This window comes from Bradyrhizobium liaoningense (genome assembly GCF_018130825.1).
Lineage (GTDB): Bacteria > Pseudomonadota > Alphaproteobacteria > Rhizobiales > Xanthobacteraceae > Bradyrhizobium > Bradyrhizobium liaoningense_B.
Map to the genome: position 1 here is coordinate 166,546 of NZ_JAFCJS010000005.1, position 21,775 is coordinate 188,320.

The 21,775-nt window shown below is 64.8% G+C and carries 16 protein-coding genes; 7 read left to right on the plus strand and 9 right to left on the minus strand.

Annotated features, from left to right (window positions below; translation table 11 throughout):
• Window positions 1-54: 54 nt before the first annotated feature.
• Window positions 55-3,666, minus strand: coding sequence for an autotransporter domain-containing protein (locus JQ603_RS22655; protein WP_245003783.1), 3,612 nt, complete (start codon window positions 3,664-3,666; stop codon window positions 55-57).
• Between the two features lie 342 nt (window positions 3,667-4,008).
• Here JQ603_RS22655 and JQ603_RS22660 point away from each other — a divergent pair, with 342 nt between their 5' ends.
• The 7 genes from JQ603_RS22660 to JQ603_RS22690 all read left to right on the plus strand — a co-directional run bounded on the left by JQ603_RS22660 (window position 4,009) and on the right by JQ603_RS22690 (window position 12,356).
• The gene (locus tag JQ603_RS22660; protein WP_212342686.1) at window positions 4,009-4,707 is read left to right on the plus strand and encodes a hypothetical protein; all 699 of its coding nucleotides are present in this window, start codon (window positions 4,009-4,011) and stop codon (window positions 4,705-4,707) included.
• 209 nt (window positions 4,708-4,916) lie between these two features.
• Window positions 4,917-6,470: a lipopolysaccharide biosynthesis protein gene (locus tag JQ603_RS22665; protein ID WP_283817463.1), complete on the plus strand. Its 1,554-nt coding sequence runs from the start codon at window positions 4,917-4,919 to the stop codon at window positions 6,468-6,470.
• Between the two features lie 3 nt (window positions 6,471-6,473).
• Window positions 6,474-8,312: an asparagine synthase (glutamine-hydrolyzing) gene (gene asnB, locus JQ603_RS22670; RefSeq protein ID WP_212342690.1), complete on the plus strand. Its 1,839-nt coding sequence runs from the start codon at window positions 6,474-6,476 to the stop codon at window positions 8,310-8,312.
• 3 nt (window positions 8,313-8,315) lie between these two features.
• Window positions 8,316-9,404 (plus strand): glycosyltransferase, encoded by a 1,089-nt coding sequence (locus JQ603_RS22675; RefSeq protein WP_212342692.1) that lies wholly within the window; start codon window positions 8,316-8,318, stop codon window positions 9,402-9,404.
• 146 nt (window positions 9,405-9,550) lie between these two features.
• Complete coding sequence (locus tag JQ603_RS22680) at window positions 9,551-10,171, plus strand: acyltransferase (protein ID WP_212342694.1); 621 nt, start codon at window positions 9,551-9,553, stop codon at window positions 10,169-10,171.
• A gap of 66 nt (window positions 10,172-10,237) precedes the next feature.
• Window positions 10,238-11,170 (plus strand): NAD-dependent epimerase/dehydratase family protein, encoded by a 933-nt coding sequence (locus tag JQ603_RS22685; RefSeq protein WP_212342699.1) that lies wholly within the window; start codon window positions 10,238-10,240, stop codon window positions 11,168-11,170.
• Between the two features lie 205 nt (window positions 11,171-11,375).
• Window positions 11,376-12,356: a glycosyltransferase family 4 protein gene (locus tag JQ603_RS22690; protein WP_349630753.1), complete on the plus strand. Its 981-nt coding sequence runs from the start codon at window positions 11,376-11,378 to the stop codon at window positions 12,354-12,356.
• Window positions 12,357-12,372: 16 nt separating this feature from the next.
• On the opposite strand, the gene JQ603_RS22695 is transcribed toward JQ603_RS22690, so the two are convergent.
• From JQ603_RS22695 to JQ603_RS22730, 8 genes are all read right to left on the minus strand, one after another.
• On the minus strand, window positions 12,373-13,677 hold the full coding sequence (locus JQ603_RS22695) for a hypothetical protein (protein ID WP_212342701.1): 1,305 nt from the start codon (window positions 13,675-13,677) through the stop codon (window positions 12,373-12,375).
• Between the two features lie 41 nt (window positions 13,678-13,718).
• Complete coding sequence (locus tag JQ603_RS22700) at window positions 13,719-14,681, minus strand: UDP-glucuronic acid decarboxylase family protein (RefSeq protein WP_212342703.1); 963 nt, start codon at window positions 14,679-14,681, stop codon at window positions 13,719-13,721.
• A gap of 157 nt (window positions 14,682-14,838) precedes the next feature.
• Window positions 14,839-15,588 (minus strand): glycosyltransferase family 2 protein, encoded by a 750-nt coding sequence (locus tag JQ603_RS22705; protein WP_212342705.1) that lies wholly within the window; start codon window positions 15,586-15,588, stop codon window positions 14,839-14,841.
• A 12-nt stretch (window positions 15,589-15,600) separates the two neighbouring features.
• Window positions 15,601-17,004, minus strand: coding sequence for a capsule biosynthesis protein (locus JQ603_RS22710; protein ID WP_212342706.1), 1,404 nt, complete (start codon window positions 17,002-17,004; stop codon window positions 15,601-15,603).
• Window positions 17,005-17,007: 3 nt separating this feature from the next.
• Window positions 17,008-18,396, minus strand: coding sequence for a surface carbohydrate biosynthesis protein (locus tag JQ603_RS22715; RefSeq protein ID WP_212342707.1), 1,389 nt, complete (start codon window positions 18,394-18,396; stop codon window positions 17,008-17,010).
• Between the two features lie 25 nt (window positions 18,397-18,421).
• The gene (locus JQ603_RS22720) at window positions 18,422-19,354 is read right to left on the minus strand and encodes a hypothetical protein (protein WP_212342708.1); all 933 of its coding nucleotides are present in this window, start codon (window positions 19,352-19,354) and stop codon (window positions 18,422-18,424) included.
• Window positions 19,351-20,241 (minus strand): class I SAM-dependent methyltransferase, encoded by an 891-nt coding sequence (locus JQ603_RS22725; protein ID WP_212342709.1) that lies wholly within the window; start codon window positions 20,239-20,241, stop codon window positions 19,351-19,353. Before JQ603_RS22725 ends, JQ603_RS22720 begins: the two co-directional genes overlap by 4 nt.
• Window positions 20,242-21,765 carry an oligosaccharide flippase family protein gene (locus tag JQ603_RS22730; RefSeq protein WP_212342710.1) on the minus strand — a complete coding sequence of 508 codons (1,524 nt, stop codon included), beginning with the start codon at window positions 21,763-21,765 and terminating at the stop codon, window positions 20,242-20,244. It abuts the gene before it with no gap.
• Window positions 21,766-21,775 lie beyond the last annotated feature (10 nt).

A 21,775-nucleotide genomic window follows, 5' to 3' on the forward strand; every position in this document is an offset into this window, starting at 1 on the left:
ACAGTCAAGGGCGCGTGGGAGAATTTGTTTCGTCGGGAAGAAAGATGTGTCAGCTCACCAGCTGTACTTGAACACGCCCTTGCCGGAATAGCTGGTGACGTTGCCGGAGAATTCGCCGTCGAAGGTGCCGGCTATCGAGAAGCCGCTCAGCCATTTCATCTCGGCGCTGGCGCTGACGAGCGCGGAATCGGCATCGACCCTGGCGCCGTTCACGACGAAGCTGGTGCCCGGCAGGGTCTGGAACAAGGCTGTGACGGCGCGGCTCGGATTGTAGTCGTGCGCCCAGGCGGCGCGGCCGCGCAAGGTCAGCACGCCGTTCTGCATGGCGTAGGACTTGTCGGTGCGCAGGCCGAGCTCGGAGCGGGTGTCGGTGAGGGATTGCGCGGCGTAGTTCAGCGCGAACAGGCCGCCGCCATTGAGGCTCGTTTCGGAATAGTTCGGCAGGTTGAAATTCGTCACCTGCGCCGCCGCATAGGGCGTGATGCCGATCATCGGCGTCGCGAAGCGGTAGCCGCCCTCGAAACGGGCCGAGAAGCTGTCGGCCTTGTAGCGGGCCTGGAGCTGGTCGGCGCCGGCGAGCGCCACGGTGCGGTTGGTGGTGACGTCGTGCCAGCCATAGGCGAGGGCGGCCGAGATATAGGCCGGTCCGAAATTGTGCCGGCCATAGACGCCTGCCTGGAACAGGTCGGACGAGCCCGAGCCCATCGCATTCGCAACCGAGTAGTTCAACCCGCCGCCGCCGAGCGCGAAGCCGACGAGGGTGTCGAGCGAAATCCTGTAATCGGCGCCGGCCGCGCCGCCCCAGACCCGTGCGGTCAGGTCCTGCGAGCCGACCGCGGCGTTGCCGCCGACCTCGGCCGAGCCGCCATAGCCCGCCGCCCAGACGCTCCAGCGGCTGCTGGGCTGCGAGGAGAGCAGCGGCGCCTTGGTCGCCATTGCATAGGCTTCGCGCTCGCGCGCGTTGGCCGGACGCATCCTGGCGTAGGCGGTGGCGTCGTCGCTGTCGGCGAATTGGGCGACGCTGCCCGCCTTGGCGAAGCCGCCGGAGCGGCCGATGACAGTGGGGTCGAGCATCAGGTTCATGAACTGGCCGTCGGCATTGATCGCGGCCTGCAGGATGCCGGTGCCGAGCTCGCCCGAGGCGGTGGTCAGCCCCGCCGGTCCCAGCGCGGCGAAGGCGGCGGGAATGCCCCCGGTCGTGTTGAAGAAATTGGTCAGCGTGTTCGCGACGCTCTGCTGGTTGGCGTTGAGGCCGCCGCTAGGTGCGAAGTTGACGTTGACGTTGAGGTACACGTTGTTGATGTCGTAGCTCAGCGTCGTGTTGAGCGTCGGCATGTTAGAGAGGACGGTCGGATTGAAGCTGGTACCGCCGAGGCTGCCGGCCGCAGTCAGGATCGTGTACTGCTTCTTGACCGTGCCCGAGGTGAAGTTCGCGCGCACCGTCGCGCCGCCGAGGTCGGTCGCGCCCGTGACCTGGGTGAGGCTGGCGCTGGTGGAGGAGACCTGCACCAGATAGGTCGAGGCGGCGGTGAAGATCAGGCTGCCGGTCACCGTCAGCGGGCCGTACGGGTTCGCCGCGCTGCCCGGCGCCAGCGTGCCGCCGCTGACCTGGACGCCGGCGACCGTGCCGCTGCCGGCGAGCGTGCCGCCGGCATTGACGGTGATCGGGCTGTTCAGGATCGAGCCGTCGACCACCAGCGTGCCGCCATTCACCGTGGTGGCGCCGGTATAGGTGTTGGCGCCGGACAGCGTCTGCGTGCCGCCGGCGATGATCAGGCCGCCGCCGAAGCCGGCATCGTCGATGACGCCGGAGAAGGTTCCGCTGGCGTTGGTGATGGTCAGCGTGTTGAAGCCGAGATTGACGGTGCCCGAGCCTGACAGCGACTTGATCGAGGTGCCGCCGTTGAGCAGGCCCGAGATGTCGAAGGCGCCGTTGGCAATGACGCTGCTGGAGGTCGCAATGCTGCCATTGAGGCCGCCGAAATCGATGAGATCGAGCTCGCCGCCGGCCACGATGGTCGTGGTGCCGGTATAGGTGCTGGTACCGAACAGCTGCTGCGTCGCGCCGCTTGCGATCACGAGGTTGCCGCCGGTGCCGCCGCCGATGCCGCCGTCCTGGATCACGCCGCCATAGAAGCTGCCGTTCGTGATCGTCAGCGTCTTCGATCCCAGCGAGACGAAGCCGGCGGTGCTGGCGGAGAGAAGGCCGCCGACCGAAGCCCCTGAATTGGTCTGGGAAATATCGAGCGTGGCGCCGGCGCCGGCGAGGGCGACATAGAGCGAGCTTGCGATCGAGCCGGCGCCCTTCAACGCGAGCGTCGCGCCCCCGTCGATCTGGGTGACGTTGCTGTAGGTGTTCACGCCCGAGAGCGTCTGAGTGCCGCTGCCGACTTCAAATCCGCCAGTGCCCTGGATGACGCCCGCGAATTCGGTCGAGCCGTTGCTGATGAACAGCCCGTGGGCGCCCATGTTGACGACGCCGCTCGAACTGCCGGCGAGCGTCGTGATGGCGATGATCGGGAACGAGGCCGCAGAGATGTCGAATGTCCCATTCACCGTCACGACACTGGAACTCGCGATGCTGCCGGCGCCGGATAATGCCAGCGTTCCGGCCGAGATCGTCGTCGCACCGGTGTAGGTGTTGACGTTGGTCAGGGTCAGCGTGCCGGTGCCGACCTTGGTTAGGCCGCCGCCGGCGCCGGAGATCACGCCGTCGACCTGGGTCGAGGTGTTGAGGCTGCCGGTGGTGAGCGTGTTGGCGCCGAGCACGTAATTGCCCGCGCCTTCGATCGAGCCGCTGGTCATCCCGCCGCTGGTGAGACCGGAAATGTCGACGGTGCCGCCGCCATTGGTGATGAAGCGCGCGCTGCCGCCGGTCGCCGCGCCCGAGAAGTTCGTCATCGCGCCGTTGTTGGTGGTGATAGTGGCGCTGCCGGCGGAGGCGGAGCCGTCGAAATTCACCGTTCCGTCGTTGGTGATGGACGAGGTGGCGGCGGTGGTGGCGTTGTGAAAGTTCAGCATGGCCGATGCGGCATTGCTGATGGTGGCGCTGCCGGCCGAGGCGCTGGTGAAGAAATCGATCTGGCCGCTGTTGGTGATCTGGGCGCTGCCGGCGGTGCTGGAATCCTCGAAGGTGAGGAAGCTGCCGTTGACGATGCTGGCCGTTCCCGCCGTGCTGTTCTGGAGGAACGAGACAGTGCCGCCGGAACTGTTCGTGATGGTCACCGCACCAGTGCCACCGCTCGCGGTGCTGCTGCCCTGGAACACCATATTGATGCCGCCGGACGCGGACACGAAGTTCTGCGTGTTGCCCGAATTGTTGATCATGCCGGTGCCGTTGACGATGAACGCGTCGCCGATCGTGACCGTGTAGGCCTGCGCGGTGTTCGTGAACAGCACCGTGTCGATGACCACGACGCCGTTGAAATTGTCGACGTTCGCGCTGCCGGTGTTGGTGAAGGTCGCGGTTCCGTCCGGCACGCTCGGGTTGGATGACCAGTTGGTCGGGTCGGTCCAGTCGGTGCTGCCGCCGGTCCAGGTGCCGTCGACGGCGTGGGCGGCGACGACGCCGAGCGCGGTCGTGGCGAGCAGGGTCGCCAGCGCGTGGCGGGTGATGGACCCCAGCCGGTATCCGATCCTCTCGGGCGCCATTTTCGGTCCGGCCATTGGTGCTCTCAAATCAGAAAACAATATTCGCAATGGTGCAACTTTTGCGTGCAACGAGACTCTATGGTGCGCCATGATCTCATGGCGTCACGGTGGCTCGCAATGAACGGAGGTCCAATTGCGCGGGGTTTCAGGCCGTTCCGGGTGCAATTTCCGCAATCGTGGCTGTTGGGCAACATTTTCACGCGTCGCAATATCTGCCAGGCGAGACGCGGCCTTTCCGACGGAATTGAGCCGATGCGAGGCGGGTTGATGGGCGCGCTTATCGGGCCTAGTTTGCTCCGGAAGGCCTGTCCGCACGCCGGCATGGCCTTGTGGCAAGGAACCTTGCAGGGAAATTCGATGTCCGCCTGGCTTCGAGCGATGGGAGTGGCTGCGCTGTGGACGGTGCTGGGCGGTGCCGCGACGCCGACGGCGACTTGGGCCGCCACCTCCTCGCGCATCGACATCTTGCCCGACGATGCCGCGGGCAGTCCTGCCGAGAGCGTCGATGTCGGCGCGGTGAGGCCGATTGCGCGGCCCGCGCAGCCTGTCAGCAAACCGGTCCCCCGCGGCAATCCGCTATGGTCGGTGCCGCTCTCGGCGCTGACGGCAACCGAGGAGCGCCCGATCTTCTCGGCCTCGCGCCGGCCGCCGCCACGCGCGGTCGCGGGGGCTCCGGTCGAAGAGGTGCAGGCAGCCCCGCCGCCCAAGGCGGTCGAGGCGCCGCCGCCGCTGCTGCTGGTGGGAGCCGTGGTGGGCGAGGGCGACGCCATCGCTATCCTGGTCAACCGCCTCGACCAGAAGGTTGTGCGCCTGCGGCAGGGCGAATCGCTCGGCGGCTGGTCGCTGACGGAGGTGCAGCCGCGCGAGGTGACGTTCAAGCAGGGTGATCGCAGCGAGGTCCTGGCGCTCCAGCGCCCGGCGGATCCGGCGGGCGCCCCCGCGGCTCCCCCGGCGGATGCCGGCGGGAGGCCAACGATGCCCGGGACGAACGATCCGTCGTTTGCGCCCTTCGTGCCGCGTTCGACGCCGAAGAACGGCGAGTCGGATGGGCTCTGAGCGCATAAACCGGCGTTGGGGAAGCTCACGTCCGTGACGCGGTCCGGCAGCTTGCCGTGCCCGAATGGCCCGGCACCGGCGGCCCGTTGTTGCCTCCGCAGGCTATCGACAATCCGCGCACTGACTGCTAGCCCGAATTCGCGCTGCTTGGGGGAACCCTGATTGACGAGGTGGCAAAGGCTTGGTGAGGGTACGGCCGGGTGGCTGGCATGACTTTGAGAAAAAGACCGCCCGATCTGCTGGGAAACTCTGCGTGGAATGCGATGGCTTTCCTGGTGGCCGTGGTGCTGAACCTGGCCATCCTGCCTTTCGTGATCGTTCACCTCGGCCTCGCTGCGTTCGGCGTGGCGGGTCTCGTCACCGCCTGCATCGCGCCGGCGCTGGTGTTCAGCAACGCGCTGGGCCTTTCGACGGCGCGCGAGCTTGCGCAGCGACTGGAACCATCCGATCGGGAAGATGCGCGGCGCCTGTTCGCGACCTCGGTGATGCTCGCGATCGGCGCGGGCGGCCCGATCAGCCTCTTCTTTCTGGTTGCCGGAGCTCCGCTTGCGCGTCTCGGATTTCATCTGGCCGGTCCGGCCGCCGCCGACCTCGGATGGGCCTTCGCACTGGCCGGCATTGGCTGGCTGTGCCAGTGCGTGTCGGCGGTCTTCGTCGCCCTGTTCACCGCGCGTCAGGACTATCGCCGGATTGCCCTGGTCGGCATTGCCGGCACAGTGGTCTCGACTTTCTCGATGCTCTTGCTGATCCCCGTTTCGCCATACGCGTCGACGTTTCTTGGTTGCCAGGCGCTGGGACTTGCGACCGGTCTGCTGACGGCCGTGGCCTGGTCGCGCGGTGCAATCGGCCAATGGCTGGCACCGCCGGCATTGCATCGCGATGCCTTCGCGAGGCTCGCCCGGTTCGGCATCTGGCAGGTGGCCGCACAGGGCGGCGCGCTGCTTGCGGCGCAGGCCGACCGGTATCTGCTTGGCGCGCTGCTGCAACCACAATTCGTCGGTTTCTATGGCGTGGCGCAGCGCCTCCAGGAGGCGACCTATATCGGCATCCTCAAGGTCGGTGAGATCCTGTTTCCGTTCTTCAGCACGCTGCAAAAGGAGAGCGAGGATCGCAAGGTCGATCTGCTGTTCCGATCGTCGTGGATATTGAATGTCCTTGCCGCAAGTGCCCTGGGCGCATTGATCCCCGTGGCCGGTCCGCTGCTGCATGTCTGGACCGGTGCCGAGGTCGCGGCCGAGTCCGCGCGGGTGCTCGTCGTCCTGTCGATTGCCGGCATCCTGGGATCGAGCGCGAATGTGTTCGGCTTTTATCTGCTGGCGCAGGGGCGCTCGCGCTACAACGCGCTCATCGCGTTGATCACGGGTATCGTCACTCTCGGCACCAGTGCGATCGTATTGCCAGGCTTCGGATGGCAGGCCGCTGGCTGGAGCTCCTGCGCCGGCATGATCGCACAGATGGCGACCATCGTCGTGCTGTTGCGCCGTAGTTTTGACCTGTCCGGCATTTGGCCGCGCGTCATCCATTGCGTGCTGATGCCGCTCGGCATCGGGATCGCAACGGCGCTGGCGCTGCGCACCGGCCTCGACCGCGCACCGTTCCATCTTGCGCCGTCCTGGTGGTCGGTGGGCGTCGTCGCGTCGGTGACGGCTGCGATCATCTTTGTCGTCGAAGTTGCGGCGTCGCAGCTGGGACCGTATCGAAGGGCCTGCTTGCAGGACTTGCGCGCCATTCTCAGCCGCTTCGTGCCCCTGAAGGCCATCTAGGACATGTGCGGAATCGCTGGAATCGTCAATTTGCGCGGCAATGCGGTCGAGCCGGCCGACATCACGCGACTGACCAGCCTGATCGCGCATCGTGGTCCGTTTGGCGAAGGAACGTGGTTCAGCGCGGACCGGACGCTCGCATTCGGCCATCGTCGCCTTGCGATCATCGATCCCGGCGAGGGCGGCTATCAGCCGATGCTGTCCGCGGACGGCCGTCACGTCATTGTCTTCAACGGCGAGATCTACAATTTCCTCGAGCTGCGCCGCGAGCTTGAGGCGCGGGGCGCGGTGTTCCGCAGCCAATCCGATACCGAAGTGATCCTCGCCGCCTGGGAGGCCTGGCGGGAAGACATGCTGCCGCGCTTCAACGGCATGTGGGCCCTGGCGATCTTCGATACGGCTACGAGCGAATTGTTCCTCGCGCGCGATCGCTTCGGCATCAAGCCGCTGCTCTATGCCATGTCGCCGGAGCGATTTGTCTTCGCTTCCGAGCAGCGGGCGCTGGCGCGCAGCGGACTGATCGATGCTTCCGTCGATCTGGAGGTGGCGCGGCGGCTGTTGCTCGACGCCTTTGGCGTCGAGGGAAGCGACCGCACCCTGTTTCGGCAGGTACGCCGTCTGCAGGCCGGCCATTGCATGTGGCTGCGCCAGCGCAAGGTCAGCGTCAGGCGCTGGTGGCGGACGATCGATCATCTGCCTCCGGTGCCGGCCACGGAGTCCGAGCGTGTGGCCGGCTTCCGCGAGCTGTTCCAGGACGCCGTGGCCCTGCGGATGCGCAGCGACGTGCCGATCGGGACGTGCCTGTCCGGAGGCTTCGACTCATCGGCGGTGATCTGCACCATGGCGGCGCATGAGCAGGCCGGGATGGGGCCGCGCGACAGCGCTGCATGGCGTCACGCCTTCGTTGCGACGTTCCCGGGGGCATTGAACGACGAACGGCCGATGGCCGAGGAGGCCGCCGCCTGGGCCAGGGTCGAGCCTACTTTCCTCGAAATCGGACAGGCCGATGCGTTGACGGACCTCGACCGGATTCTCGACGATCTCGACGACGTCTATATCGGGTTGCCCAGCGCGGCATGGCTGATCTACCGGCAATTGCGGCAGAACGACGTGACGGTGTCACTCGACGGTCACGGGGCGGACGAGTTGATGGGGGCCTATCTGCAGGAAGGAGAGGCGGCTGCGTTTCGAATCCGGAACGCCGCGGAAGATCTGGCTTCGCGATCGCCGCTGGCGCGTCGCGGCGTGGACCTCCTGCGCGTGCTGGCCTTGAAACGTCAGGGCGTCTATTTTCTGCGGGGCGGCCTGCGCGATGTTCCGAACCCGCTTCCGCTCGTCGCCGAGGACGACGTGCTGCCGCGTGTATGGGGCGGCCTGAACCGGCGGCTCTACCGCATGTTTCACAGCACGGTGCTGCCCACGATCCTGCGCAACTTCGATCGTCTCTCGATGGCCCACGGCGTCGAGGTCCGCATGCCCTTCATGGACTGGCGCCTTGTGACCTACACGATGGCGCTTCCGGAAAGCAGCAAGTCGGCAGACGGCTATACCAAGGCTGTCGCCCGGCGGGCGATGGCCAACCTGATGCCGGAGTCGATCCGGACCGCGCGCCGCAAGGTCGGCTTCAATTCGCCGATGCCCGAATGGCTGAACGGACCTTTGGCCGGCTGGACGGCCGACCTGCTCGACCGCGAGGTGCCGGCGTTTGCCGAATTGGTGGATGAAGCGGCCTTGCGACGAGCGGTCAGCCGCTTGACGGCGTCGAAGACGTGGGACTGGGAGTCGGTCGGGCGGATCTGGCCGTATCTGAACATGAAATGGATGTTGGCGAGGTACGCGTAGACGATGCGCCTGTTCCAGAATAGCTGCTTCTATCCGTCCTATCTGCCGCGGTTCAACCAACTCGCGGCAAAGGCGCTCAGTTTCGACGCGCGGCGCCAGGTGTTTCTCAACGACCGTTTCGGCGCGGCGCATTTCCTCAAGCCGGTGCTGGATGGATCGCCGGAGGCCTTCTTCACTAACGGGGACGACGAGGTCCTGCAGCGCCGCTGGGCGCGCGAGCAGGGTATGTCGGGCGAGCCGTCGCTCGAGGCCATCCTGCTCGCGCAGATCGAGCATCACGCCACCGAGGTGTTCTACAATCTCGATCCGGTGCGCTACCCAAGCACATTCGTTGCCAAGCTGCCGGGCTGCGTGAAGACGACGCTGTGCTGGCGCGCGGCGCCGTCGGGACATGCCGATTTCACGGCCTATGGTGCTGTGCTCGGCAATTTTCCGTCGATCCTCGACATCTGGCGCAGCAGGGGATGCCGGGGCGAATTGTTCCGTCCGGCGCATGATCCGGTGATGGACGAATATGGTCACGGCGAACGTCCGATCGACGTCGTATTCGTCGGCGGCTATTCGCGACATCATCGCGCACGGGCCAGAACACTGGAGCGGGTCGCGCACCTCGCGGACAGCCACAAAATCGTGCTGTGTCTCGACGCATCGCGCCTGACCAGGCTCGCCGAGAGCGCGATCGGACGATTGCTGCCGCTGGGACGTCACAGGCGTCCCAATGCCATCGCGGCCATCGCAAGACCCCCTGTATTCGGGAGAGATCTCTATGAGCTGATCGGCTCTTCCAAGATCGTGCTCAATGGCGCGATCGACATGGCCGGCGAGGATCGTGGCAATATGCGCTGCTTCGAGGCCATGGGGTGCGGTGCGCTGCTCGTGTCCGACGCCGGAAGATATCCGGAAGGCATGCAGGACGGCGTCACGATCGAGACCTACGGTACCCCGGAACAGGCCGCTGAAGTCATCTCGCGCAGTCTTCAGGATTGGCCCAGATCGGCCGAGATCGCCGCGCTGGGGCGCGCGCGCATTGGCGGCGTTTATGGCAAGGACGCGCAATGGAAAGCGTTCGTCGATCTCGTCGGACGCCTGTAGCCATGCTACAGCATTCGTTGCGCGCCCTCCCGATTGATTGCATGAATTTTCGACTTACGGATCCAGTGGAGGACGGAGGCTGGCTCCGTTGGAGGTGTCATGAGAATCCGACCACGTTCGATCTTGCGACGTGAGAGGGTGCGCTGATGTCCAGCCTTTCCACGCTTGTACGCCATTGCGCGCATGCCATCGATGGCATCAATTGGCACTATATCGTCCAGCGCCTGATCGGGCGGGCGACCTGCCGCTTGCAGCCTGGAGCGTTCCTGGCTCATACCGCGCGGATCAGGAACGCGCTGGGCGATAGCGAAAAGATCGTCATCGGCAGTCATTCCCACATCCGGGGTGAGTTGATGATCCTCGGTCACGGCGGCCGCATCACAATTGGAGAGTGGTGCTACGTCGGAGTCGGTACGCGCATTTGGTCGGGAGCCTCTATCGACATCGGAAACCGCGTCTTGATCTCGCATTCAGTGAACATATTCGATAATCTTTCGCATCCGATCCGTGCTGCCGAGCGGCACGAGCAGGCGAAGCAGATTTTCACCTTGGGTCACCCACGCAAGCTGTCGCTCGACGATCGTCCGATCAAGATTTGCGACGATGCGTGGATTGGCGCTTGTGCGATGGTCATGCGAGGCGTGACGATCGGTGAGGGCGGGATCGTCGCCGCGGGCGCCGTGGTCACCAAGGACGTTCCGGCATATTCCATCGTGGCGGGTAATCCCGCCACCATTGTTAGGGAGTTGTCGCCGGACGAGCGATAAGGGACACCATGACAACGAGGATTGTAATGTGCTCACCAGCCAACCGTCTGCACGCCAGGTAGCGCCATGTCGATTTGGGTTACCGGCGCGAATGGGTTCATCGGCCGCCATCTCGTCCGTGAGCTGGCGGGCAGCGAGCATGCTGTCCACGGCGTTGGCCATGGAGCTCTCGATCCGGCCGATGCGCGCGCTCTCGGCTTGCAGACCTGGATCAATGGCGAAGTCGACGCCGCCAATCTGAGCGCGCTCGCCGCCGCGCACGGGCTGCCGTCGCACGTCTTCCACCTGGCCGGCGGGTCGTCCGTCGGATTGTCGATGGAGCGCCCGTTCGAAGACTTTTCGCGGACCGTGGCCAGCACAGCGCGTTTGCTGGAATGGCTTCGAAGCTTTGCGCCCGAGAGCAGGCTGATCGTCGTATCGAGCGCTGCCGTCTACGGGGCCGATCACGCCGGGCCGATCCCCGAGAGCGCGGTGCTGACGCCGATGTCGCCCTACGGCCACCACAAGCTGATGATGGAGCAGCTGTGTCAAAGCTACGTCCAGAGCTTCGGCATTCGCTGCGCCGTCGTGCGGTTGTTCTCGGTCTACGGTCCCAACCTTCGCAAGCAGCTTCTGTGGGATATCTGCTCGCGGCTGCGCAACGAGCAGCGCACGCTGAACCTCGGAGGAACAGGAGCCGAGATCAGGGACTGGACCGATGTTCGTGACGTTGTTCGCCTGCTGGTGCGCGTCGCGGAGGGGGCGTGGCAGGACGATTTTGACGTGATCAATGGCGGCTCGGGACGCGGCGTGAGCGTTGCCGGCATTGCCGACGGCCTGATCGGGTGTTGGGGAAGCAAAACGGCCGTGCAGTTTTCCGGCATGGCGCGGCCCGGCGATCCGACGAGCCTGCTGGCCGACAACCGGCGCGTGCTCGATATGAATTTCGACTGGCGCATTCCGCTGGAGCGCGGTCTCGCCGACTACGTTGAATGGTTCAAGGGCCAAGCTCGTGCCTGAGCGTGCGCCGCTGCGGATCGCATTCACCAACATTCCGCGCCGCCTGTGGGCGGGAGGCTACAACTATCAGCGCAATCTGTTCGAGGCGCTCAACAGATACGCGCCGGGAGCGGTGACGCCCGTGCTGTTTGCCGGAACGGCTGACGAGCCTGAGGAGATTGCAGCGCTGGCCGGCATTCCCGCCGTCGAGGTCGTGCGCTCGCCGGTGTTCGATCACGCCGCGACCGGTCTGGCCCGTGCGACGAATCTTGCCCGCGCGATCGCCTTTGGCCTGGACGGACCCGCGGTTGCCGAATTCGAGCTGCGCAAGATCGACATGGTGTTCGAATCCGCACGCTTCTTTGGCTGGCGCCTGCCGTTTCCGGCGATCGCCTGGTTCCCGGATTTCCAGCACCGCCTGCTCCCGCACCTTTTCTCCAGGAGCGCATATTGGCGGCGCGATCTCGGCTTTCGAGTCCAGATCGCGTCCGGCCGGCACATCATGCTGAGCAGCGCCAGCGCGCTTGCGGATCTCAAGAGGTTCTATCCGGGCTTGTCGAACGGCGTCTCCGTGGTCCGGTTTGCGACGGAGCCGCCAGCCAGCCTGCTGGCCACGAATCCGTCCGATGTGATCGCAGGCTACGGCCTGCCGGCGCGCTATTTCTATCTGCCGAATCAGTTCTGGCGGCACAAGAATCACCGGATCGTCGTCGATGCGCTTGATCTTTTGAAACACCGCGGGCTGGACGTCGTCGTCGCGGCGTCCGGAAACACGAAGGACTCCCGTGAACCCGATCTCTTCGAAACGACCATGAGGCAAGTCAGGTCCCGCGGTCTCGAGGCGAATTTCAGGCACCTCGGGATGATTCCGTTGGATCACGTCTATGCCCTGCTGCGCGCGTCGATCGCTCTCATCAATCCGTCGGAGTGTGAGGGATGGAGCACGACGGTCGAGGAAGCCAAGTCGTTCGGCGTCCCGATGATCCTGTCCGACATCGACGTTCATCGCGAACAGACCGAGGGACGCGCGCGATATTTCGGCATCTACGACGCTGAGACCCTGGCCGATCAAATGTCTGAGGTTGCGCAGGCGGCCGGGCCTGTGACCGCCCGCAATCTGTTGCCGGATCTCGAGCAGCGCGTCGAGGCGTTCGTGGCGGATTTCATCCGGCTGACCGCGGATGCGATGGCGTCACGGGCCGCCTAGGAAGTGGGCGACGCGACTAGCGTCCTTCTGCAAAGACGCTCCGAGGCATCACATACCAGAGCAGGAAGAGAAGGGCGGTGCCGTGCGTGACAAGCGCGACCGTGAGCGGCACGTTGAGCAGGACGTGGGGGAGCGTTCCGGCGGATATCAGCACGAAGCGAGGCGGTAGTCCCGCAGACGCCCGGTTGCCGAGCGCCAGGACGAAGCTCGACGCGAGCGCGGTCAACGGTGCGAGATAGAGGCCGACGGAGGCGATGCCTTCGGTCGCAAACAGTGACGCATTCAAATTGCCGAAGCCGTAGGTCTCCTGCATCACGACGGACAGCTGCTGCTGGTAGGGGCAATGGACCATCGGCTTGACGACGGATATCTGGCAGAACCAGGTCAGCGGATGGCTTGCGAAGAAGTGGTTGTAGATGTCGAGCGCGCTCGACGCCGTCGCGATCATCCGGATGTTGACGATGTCGAAATATTTGCCGGGCAGGCTGTTCAGGTTGGCGCCTGTCATCCAGATCAGGAGCAGTCCGATCAGCATTGGCCCGAAAATCGACGCGATGACGGATGTTCTCTCCGTCAGAAGCCGGGACAGGATGGTCAGCACGATCAGCCAGACCGGCGTGAAGAGCGCAAATTTCGTCAGCGTGATCGGGTAGAAGAACAGGAGCAGGACCAGCACCAGGCCGGCACGCCAGCGGTGGCCGAGCAGCCAGTAGCAGGCGAAGGCGAATGGCAACAAGGTGCTGGAGACCCAGCCCGTGAGATATCGCAGCGCTGCCGGAAATTCGATTGTATCCCGGTAGTCGTAGATGTGCGCGATCGATACCAGGCGGAAATTGTAGGCCGACGCCACCGCAATGGCGGCCACCGAGATCGCCAGGATGAGCGTAAGCAGATGCTCGAAACGAGCATTGGACAGGACCACGATCTGCCGCATTGGGGCCTTGACGAACAGCATCGGCAGCAGGAAGAGCAGCAGCGCCAAGGCTGCCGAGAGTCCGGCATGCCATCGCGGGTAGCTATACCCGGAGAAGACCGCGATCCACAGGAAGCCCAGGATCATCGTGTAGAAATAATACCCGACGAAATAGCCGAAGCAGAAGCGGGCGAACACGAACAGCAGCGAGACGACGGAAAAGCCGATGGCGACGATAGCCGCGACCCACAAGCGGTTCGCGTCGAAATTGATGTAGGATTGAAAGGTCGCGACCTCGATCAGCGACAGGCAGATGACGGCACTGTGCAGCAGCACCAGGACGGTCAGCGCGGCTTTCGAATCCAGGCGACGCCGAAACTCGCTAATGAGGTCTGACGGTGCGCTCATGGCCGACGGGCTCGCTGCGGACGAGGAGAGTTGCGAGCGTATCAGGCGATTTCCAGCGAGTGCTTGAAATAGGCGATGGTCTCTTTCAGGCCGTCCTCGAGCGCCACCTTCGGCTCCCAGTTCAGAGCGGCCTTCGCCTTGGTGAGATCGGGCTGGCGCTGGCGCGGATCGTCCTGCGGCAACGGCTTGAACTCCAGCCTGGAGCGCGATCCCGTGAGCTCGATGACCTTCTCGGCGAGCTCGCGGATGGTGAACTCGGAATTGTTGCCGATGTTGATCGGGCCGGTGATTTCTTCGTTCGTCAGCATCAGCCGCATGATCGCCTCGACGAGATCGTCGACATAGCAGAACGAGCGGGTCTGTCCGCCGTCGCCGAACACGCTGATCGGCTCGCCCTTCAGCGCCTGGACGATGAAGGACGACACCACGCGGCCGTCATTGGGCTGCATGCGCGGGCCGTAGGTGTTGAAGATGCGGGCGACCTTGATCGGCAGGCCGTGCTGGCGCCAGTAGTCGAAGAACAGCGTCTCGGCGCAGCGCTTGCCCTCGTCGTAGCAGGAGCGGATGCCGATCGGGTTGACGTTACCCCAGTAATCCTCGGTCTGGGGGTGGATCAGCGGGTCGCCGTAGACCTCGCTGGTCGAGGCCTGGAAGATGCGCGCCTTCAGCCGCTTGGCGAGGCCGAGCATGTTGATGGCGCCGTGCACCGAGGTCTTGGTGGTCTGCACGGGGTCGCGCTGGTAGTGGATCGGCGAGGCTGGGCAGGCCAGGTTGAAGATCGCGTCGACCTCGATGTAGAGCGGGAAGGTGACGTCGTGCCGGACCGCCTCGAACAGCGGATTGGCGATCAGATGGGCGATGTTGCGCCGGCTGCCGGTGAAATAATTGTCCGCCGACACCACCTCGGCACCGGCATCGAGCAGTCGTTCGCAGATGTGCGATCCGATGAAGCCGGCGCCTCCGGTGACGAGGATGCGGCTGTTCTTGTAGCTTTCAAACGGCATGATCGGTTCCAGATTGTCCGCGGCGGGAGCGGGCTGAGTGGTATCGGCAACGGCCGGACTCGCCAATAGCCAAGTGGCTTGGATTCAGGTATTTAAATACCCCTACTGTGCATGGGGTTGTTCTCGCACTTTTTTCAGCCGGGTGCTCGCCATGCGTCTAGAACTCCCGCCGCTTCAGCCAGGCCCGCGCCCCCCAATGGGCGAAGCACCAGGCCGATCGGACCAGCGAGAGGTGCTCGACATTGCGGTAGATCTGCCAGACCCATTTGGCCGAGCGCATCGGGCGGCTGGAGACCGAGGAGCCCCTGACCCGGTAGCGGGACAGGTCCTCGTTGAGGCCGTATGCGGTGTGGCCGCGCTTCAGGATCGAGAGCCACAGGCAGAAATCGTCGTAGCCCTCGTTCTTCATCGCGATGGGACCTGCGATCTCGCGGTCGACCATCGCGGTCAGGGTTGCGATCGCGGTGTTCTTCAGGAGCTGACCGTAAGTGAGCGAGGCCGGCACCTCGATCAGCCGTCCGGTGACCGTGTTGGTCTCGTTGATGCGGCGGAACGCGGTGTAGCTGAGCGCGGCCTTCTTCTCTTTCGCGAAGGCGAGCTGCCGCTCGAGCTTCTCGGGCAGCCACAGATCGTCGCTGTCGAGGAAGGCGAGATAGCGGCCCTGCGCCTGGTCGATCGCGGCCTGGCGCGCCAGCGCCGGCCCGCCGTTCTTCGCCTGCCGGATCAGCTTGACGCGCGGATCGCGCGCGCCGATGTCGGCGATGATCTCAGGTGTCCTGTCGGTCGAGCAATCGTCGGCGATCAGGAGCTCCCAATCGGCAAAGCTCTGGCTCTGCACCGAGCGGATGGTCTCCTCGATCAGGCCTTCGACGTTCCAGGATGGGGTGATGATCGAGACGAGCGGCATTGACGGGTCCGTTCAATTCGCGCGGGCGGGCTCGGCGATCGCGGCACGCAAGGAGGCCGCAAACGTGTCGAGCAGCTTGGGATCGCTGATGTAGAGCTCGCCTGGATAAGACTTGCGCCAGGCCGCTTCGAAATAGGGCGCCCCCCTCGCCGGATCGAACGGCCCGGCGGCGAGCGCCTCGCGCAGCCGCGCGGGCACGTCCGCGAGACGGTCGACCGCATAGACCAGCGGGCAGGAGCGATAGAACGCATCGCCCATCACCACCACCGGCTTACCGAGCAGCAAGGCTTCGGCGCCCGATTTGCTGTTGACGGAGATGACGGCATCGGAGCGGTTGAGCACGGAGTAATTGTTGGTCTGCGGCGGCAGCAGCACGAAATTGTCGAACCGGCGCGCCAGCTCGAACAGGCGATCGGCCGAGATCGCGCCGATCTGGGCGGGATGTTCCTTCACCACCAGCACATGCGAGTCCGGGATCGTTCGCAACAGGAAGTCGACGGTTGCGACCTGGTCGAGATAGTCGGGCGAGCGTAGCGTCAGCGCCATGTCGGCCGGAACGTGGAACGGATAGTAGACGAAGGGCGCCTCGGGGATCGGCTTGTAGAGCTTGCGCAGCCGCGTCGCATTGAGCGCCATCGCGGCGTGCACGCGGGCGTGGCGCAGATTGTGCCCGAACTCCTGGTGCTTGCCGAGCGCGAACTGGTCCCACAGTTTCTCGGTGAGGCGGCGGGCGTTGCGCAGGTTCACGACCTTCTTGAAGGCCGCCGAATAATGATGCTGGTCCTTCTTGGGGATGACGATCGCCCGCTGCGTCAGCGTGTCGTCGAGATAAGCCCGCACTTCCGGCGACACCGCGTCTGCCGGCGTCGGCATCACGTCGGGCGCGCCGAGCGTGTCGGGTGTGAAGTACATGCGGCCGCGAAAGAACGACGGCTCGATGAACCAGTTGCGGATGTTGCGGCGCCGGGCGGCGTAGAAGCTCGCGATCACCGAGAGAAAGCCGCCGAGCTCCTGCACCAGCTCGACGCGCTTGCCCTGCCGCTCCAGGCGGTCGAGCACCGTCTCCATCGCATTGGCGTAGATCATGAAGCGCCGGCGCAAGCCGGCCGTATCGCGGATGCCGAAGGTGAAGCGCTCATGGCTGAACAGGAAGTTGGTCCCGTCGAGCCCGTAGGCGGCGACACGCGCATCGAACGCGACGCGATCGTCGGGCGAGGGGCCGCTCTTGAGACCCTCGCGGTACATGTTCGTAACAGGCACGCCCTCGGCCGCCGACATCTCGGCGCTGCGATCGTCGAAGGCGAGCAGCTCGACGTCGTTGCCCGCCGCGCGCAGCCGCTGCGCGACCGGGAGCCAGAACCGGGTCTGGTATTCGGCGAGCGTGGTGATGAGGATGGTTCTTGCAGATGTGGCCATGGTCTATCGGGCGGGTTCGATGGCGATGCTCGCGAGCGGCAAGCCCGTGGTCGCGCAATGCGCGCGCGTTGCGATGAATTGCGATGGGCTCGCGCCGTCATGAGTTGCGATACGCTGAAGCAGGGTCCTGACGAAGACCGGCTCGATCCGCTTGTCGCGCCGGGCCGGATTGAACCGGCTGCGCAGCCGTTCGGTGATGGCCGATCCGAGGACGGCGCTCGCGGCGCCCTTGACGATCTGGCCGATGCTCGGCTTGTCGCGCGTGCCCTTCACGGTCGCCAGCAGCGACACGTAAGGCCGGCGCGAATTGCCCGCAGCAGTCAGGACGTCGGCGACCCGTTCGGCGGCCTGTCCGTCGTTGAGGTGAAAGAACGCCTCGATATCGGCGGCGTGGACGCGCGCGAAATCGAAGGTTTCGGTCTCGCGCTCGACGTGGTCGATCGCGCCAAGCAGCTCGTCGAACGAAGTGACCGGGCGGCTCACGCGCGCGGGCAGGGCGGCATGGCCGGCGGTGACGGGCGTGTTCAGATATTCGAGCTGGAGCGGCAGTTTTCCGAGCAGGACGGATTCGACGGCCGTGCCGCAGTTGAGGTGCACGACGGCGGCCGCGTTGCGGATGCGGTCGAGCACGCTGCCGGTGCCGTCGATCAGGACGTTGCCATGGCGAGCGAGCGCGTTGCGATAGACGTCCTCGCTCTCGAAAGGATGCGGACGCACGAGAACGGTGCGGTCGGGCCGCGCCGCGGCGAGCCGGTCGATCTCGGCGAGGTAGTTCGCAAAGACCTGCTTCAGGTCCGCGATGAAGCGGTCGACATAGGCGCCGTCCCAGCCGGCGCGCACCATCGCCTCGCGCTCGCCGCCCGGCTTGCCGGTGAAGCGTGAATTGACCAGCGGGAAGTTGGCGTTGACCAGCAGATAGCCGCGCGGCTCGCCGTCGAGCAGCGCGCGCCAGCGTGGCGCCGCAAAATCGAAACGCGGGCATCCGGTGAGGTGAAGCTGCTCCGGCTTCATGGTTCCCGCGGCCCGGAAGGCGTCGTGCAGCCGGCTGCCCCAGAAGAAATAGCCGGCCAGGATCTCGGCGTAGCCGCTGCCCTTGATGTGTGCGGCCATCGCCGGCGGCGAGTTGCCGCCCTTCTCGGCGAGCACGCCGCCTTCGGTGTCGAGCACGTAGAGCGCAAGGCCCGCCTTGGCGAAGCTGCGCATCAGGTCGAGATTGACCGGGCGCGCATAGTTGACGACCAGCGCGTCGAGCCCGAGCCGCGGGACATCGACGGCCTGCTCGTACATCGGCACCAGCACGACCGAGACGCCGCGCCGCGCGAGTTGATAGCCGAGCATGACTGCACCCGGCAGGTCACGCTTGGGGTGATCGACCACCAGGCCTATGCGCAAGATGTGAGCTCCCGGCAGGTCCGTATCAGAGCCGCATCACGGTGCGCTCGAGGTCGGTCAGGGCGCCGGCCGCGCGGAAGCGCGCCGGCGGTTCGGGATAGATGCGCGGCTGCTGGATGTAGGTCGCCGTGTAGAGCAGGCGGCTGTGATCGGACTGGATCCGGCTTCCCATGTGCAGGCAGCGGGCGGTGTTGACGATGAAGCACGACAGGCGGGGCGCGATCATCTCCTTGACGGCGTCGGGGCCGGTCTTGGCGAACACCTGCGTGTCGCTCATGTGGCTCTTCAGCGTGTTGCGGAAGGCCTTCGACGGCCCCGCCGGAATGAAGGTGAACGGACCGTCGGCAGTGTTTCTCACGTCGGTCAGGTAGATGAAGAGCTTGCAGACGCGCTTGTCGTCATGATCGAGGTGCCAGAGCTGGGAATAGCTCAGCGCCTGGTTCGGCGTGGGCTGGGACAGCGTCAGCACCACATCCGACAATTGCGGCAGGTCGTGCATGAAGTCGCCGATGATGCGCAGCGCGGCCGGCTGCAGTGCGTTGCGCACGAAGGGATGGTCGGTCGCAAAGGCGCCGTTGACGAGGTCCTCGTCCAGCAGGCTGACCCAGAACGATTTGTGTCCTTCCTTCTGCCGGCCGACGAGCTCGTTGAGGCGATTCACCTTGCCGTCGGCGAACGAGGCGACGGCTTCCGCGAGGCTGCGGTCGACGAGCGCGGTCACGTCGACATAACCGTCCTCGCCGAGCTTACGGCTCGCCTCGGCCCATTCAGGCTTGGCAGGAAGCTGCTTGAGGAGGGCGACACGCCTGGTGCGAGCCGGCAGTTGCAGGCCGGTCAGAGCCGCCTTGATCGCCCATCCGAGGTCGGTGCGGTTGACGTGCCACAGCAGGCGGCGAAATTGGCTGATCTTCTGTTTCTTGGGGGCGGGCCGATCGGCCGTCGCGTTGATGGTCGTCATGTGGGCTCCCAGCAATACAAAAAACCATCATTGTGGATCGTCGGCGCGAACGGCATCCGGTCACGCGCCAGGATGCGAACGCGGCCCTGCCGCTCGTAATCGTCGAGGGTCGAGAACAGCTGCGTCTGGTAGTCGACCGAGCGGATGTAGAGGAAGCTGACGATATCCCGGGGACTTGCGAAGTTCAGCAGCTCGGTCGTCGGCTCGATGTTGATCACGCGCTTTGGCCTTGCCGCGATGATGTTGTCCACGACCTTTCGCACGTCATAGGGGATCTGCTCGATGCAGAAATAGGTGAAGACGACCTTGTCTTTGATGGCGGAATAGTTCGGGTCGGTGCCGTCGGTCAGGTCGATCCTGTCGAGCGAGATCCGGTCCGACAGGCCATAATGAGCGGCGATTTCGCGACCGGCTGCGATGCCGTTCGGCGCGATGTCGAAGCCGCGCAGCCGCCAATCGGGATGATTGAGGTGGAGCGACAGCAGATTGACGCCGCAGCCCGCACCGAGCTCGATGATCTCCGTGGCGTCCCCCGTGTACCGGGCGAGCAGTTCGCCGAGGGCCCTCGCGCGATAGCGATAGTAGTCGTCGGCGGCGACCCTGCAGATCTGATTGTCGACCTTGCGAAGATCACTCGCAGAATTCCTGGGGGCGATGAAGTCGACGATGCTTGCGGATCTCGTCCAGCTTTTTTCCGACAGCGTTCGCTGCCAATGCAACAGGTTGTACTCGGAATCCACGACATCGGCAGTGCGCTTCACGCGGCGCATGGCGAGGCGGCCGATGCTCTTTGCCGCGTCGAGCGCATAAGTCGCCGCCTTATCCGACAACGAGGCCGGAGCGAAATCTGTGGGGACGGCTTTCGTGTCTGTCGCGCGGATGTTCATTCAACTGCTTTTGGATGTCAGTCCCATCAATTGTCCGACCGCCGGAAATACCGTCCGGTGCCGCTTGTCGAGTACCAGGAAGTATTGGAGCACCCAGGTGATCAGGCAGAAAACCATGGAACAGAGCGCGAGCTTTAGCACGCTGTCAAAGCGAATGTAACCTGCAATTGTCGCTAGAAAAATGCTTGCCAACACCAGGATAGCGAACTGGGTTCCAAGCACCTTGATGAAGCGCTTGCGGTCGAGTGCGAGTGCGCTGCGCAATTCTTCCAGCTGCCAGGGCAGGACCGCGATGCTGCCGACGACCTGGCCGAGGATCAGCGCACGTTCCGCGAACAGATGCAATGTCGCGGCGGAGACCGCCGCCCAGATCAGGAGCTGAATGGCCATCAGCTTGTTGAGCCGGGCCTGCACCTCGGGTCGGGTCAGGAAGATCAGGCTCCCGATCGCCACGTATTGCGCGCAGATCGGAACCAGGAAGCTCAGGCCCATCCAGAACGCATACGGCGCCAGCAGGGAACCGATCCAGATGTTCATGATCTCGGGCGAAAGGATCGCGGTTGCGGCAAGCGGCGGCACCACGAACATCGGCATCATGACGAGGCCGAGGTCGCCGAGGCGCTGGAACGATCCCACGCTGCCGCGCTCATCGAGGCGGCTGGCAACGGGAAGCAGTGCGGAGGTCAGAAGGCTGACAACGACCTTGGAGACCCGGGACAATCGGACCAGTGCATCGTAGGTGCCGACAGCCTTGGGCCCGAACAGCAAGCCGATCAGGAACGGCTGGAGTGGACCGGAAATGCTGCCCAGCAGCTTGCCCTGGAGGAGCAGCGCGCACCGATGCAGAATGTCCTGGCGGATGTCGCGCGTCCAAGGCAGCAGCCGCACGTGCTTGTACCGCAGGGCGACGAACGCGGCGATTCCGATGACGACGGCGCGGGCCACCAGCGTGGCGAGATAGATGTAAGCGACCACTTCAAAGCCTGTCGCCATCGAGGCGGCCGCAAATGTCAGTCCGACATAGCCCGCCGTCGAGGTGACCTCCGCGACGCGAAGCAGGTTGTAGCGCTCGAAGCCCTTGATAATGCCTTCCCATACCAGCGCCGGAACAAAGATCAGGTTCGCGAGCGCCGTGTAATGCATGATCCGGCTGAACGCCTCCAGATGCGGGGCATCGACCTTCATGACGATGACGAGCAAGGGCGTCGCCAGCCAGATCGCCGCGCTCAGGGCCAAAGCGAGCGCGATCGAGACCACTCCCAGGAAAGCGATCTGGCGACTCGCCTGCGTCCAATTGCGGTGCTCGCGCGCGCGCGCGACGACCTGCGTGGCAACCTCGGACAGACCGAGATCCAGGACCGCCATCATGCCGCTGGGCAGCAGCAATCGCGAGATGACGATCAGGCCGAACTCGGTCACGCCCCAGGTCTGGATGATCAGCGGGATGACCAGAAGGCCAAGCAACGCGGCCACGCCGAAGGCAAACGCCGAAATCACCGTATTCTGGATCAGGCGCTTGATCATTGGCGTTTCG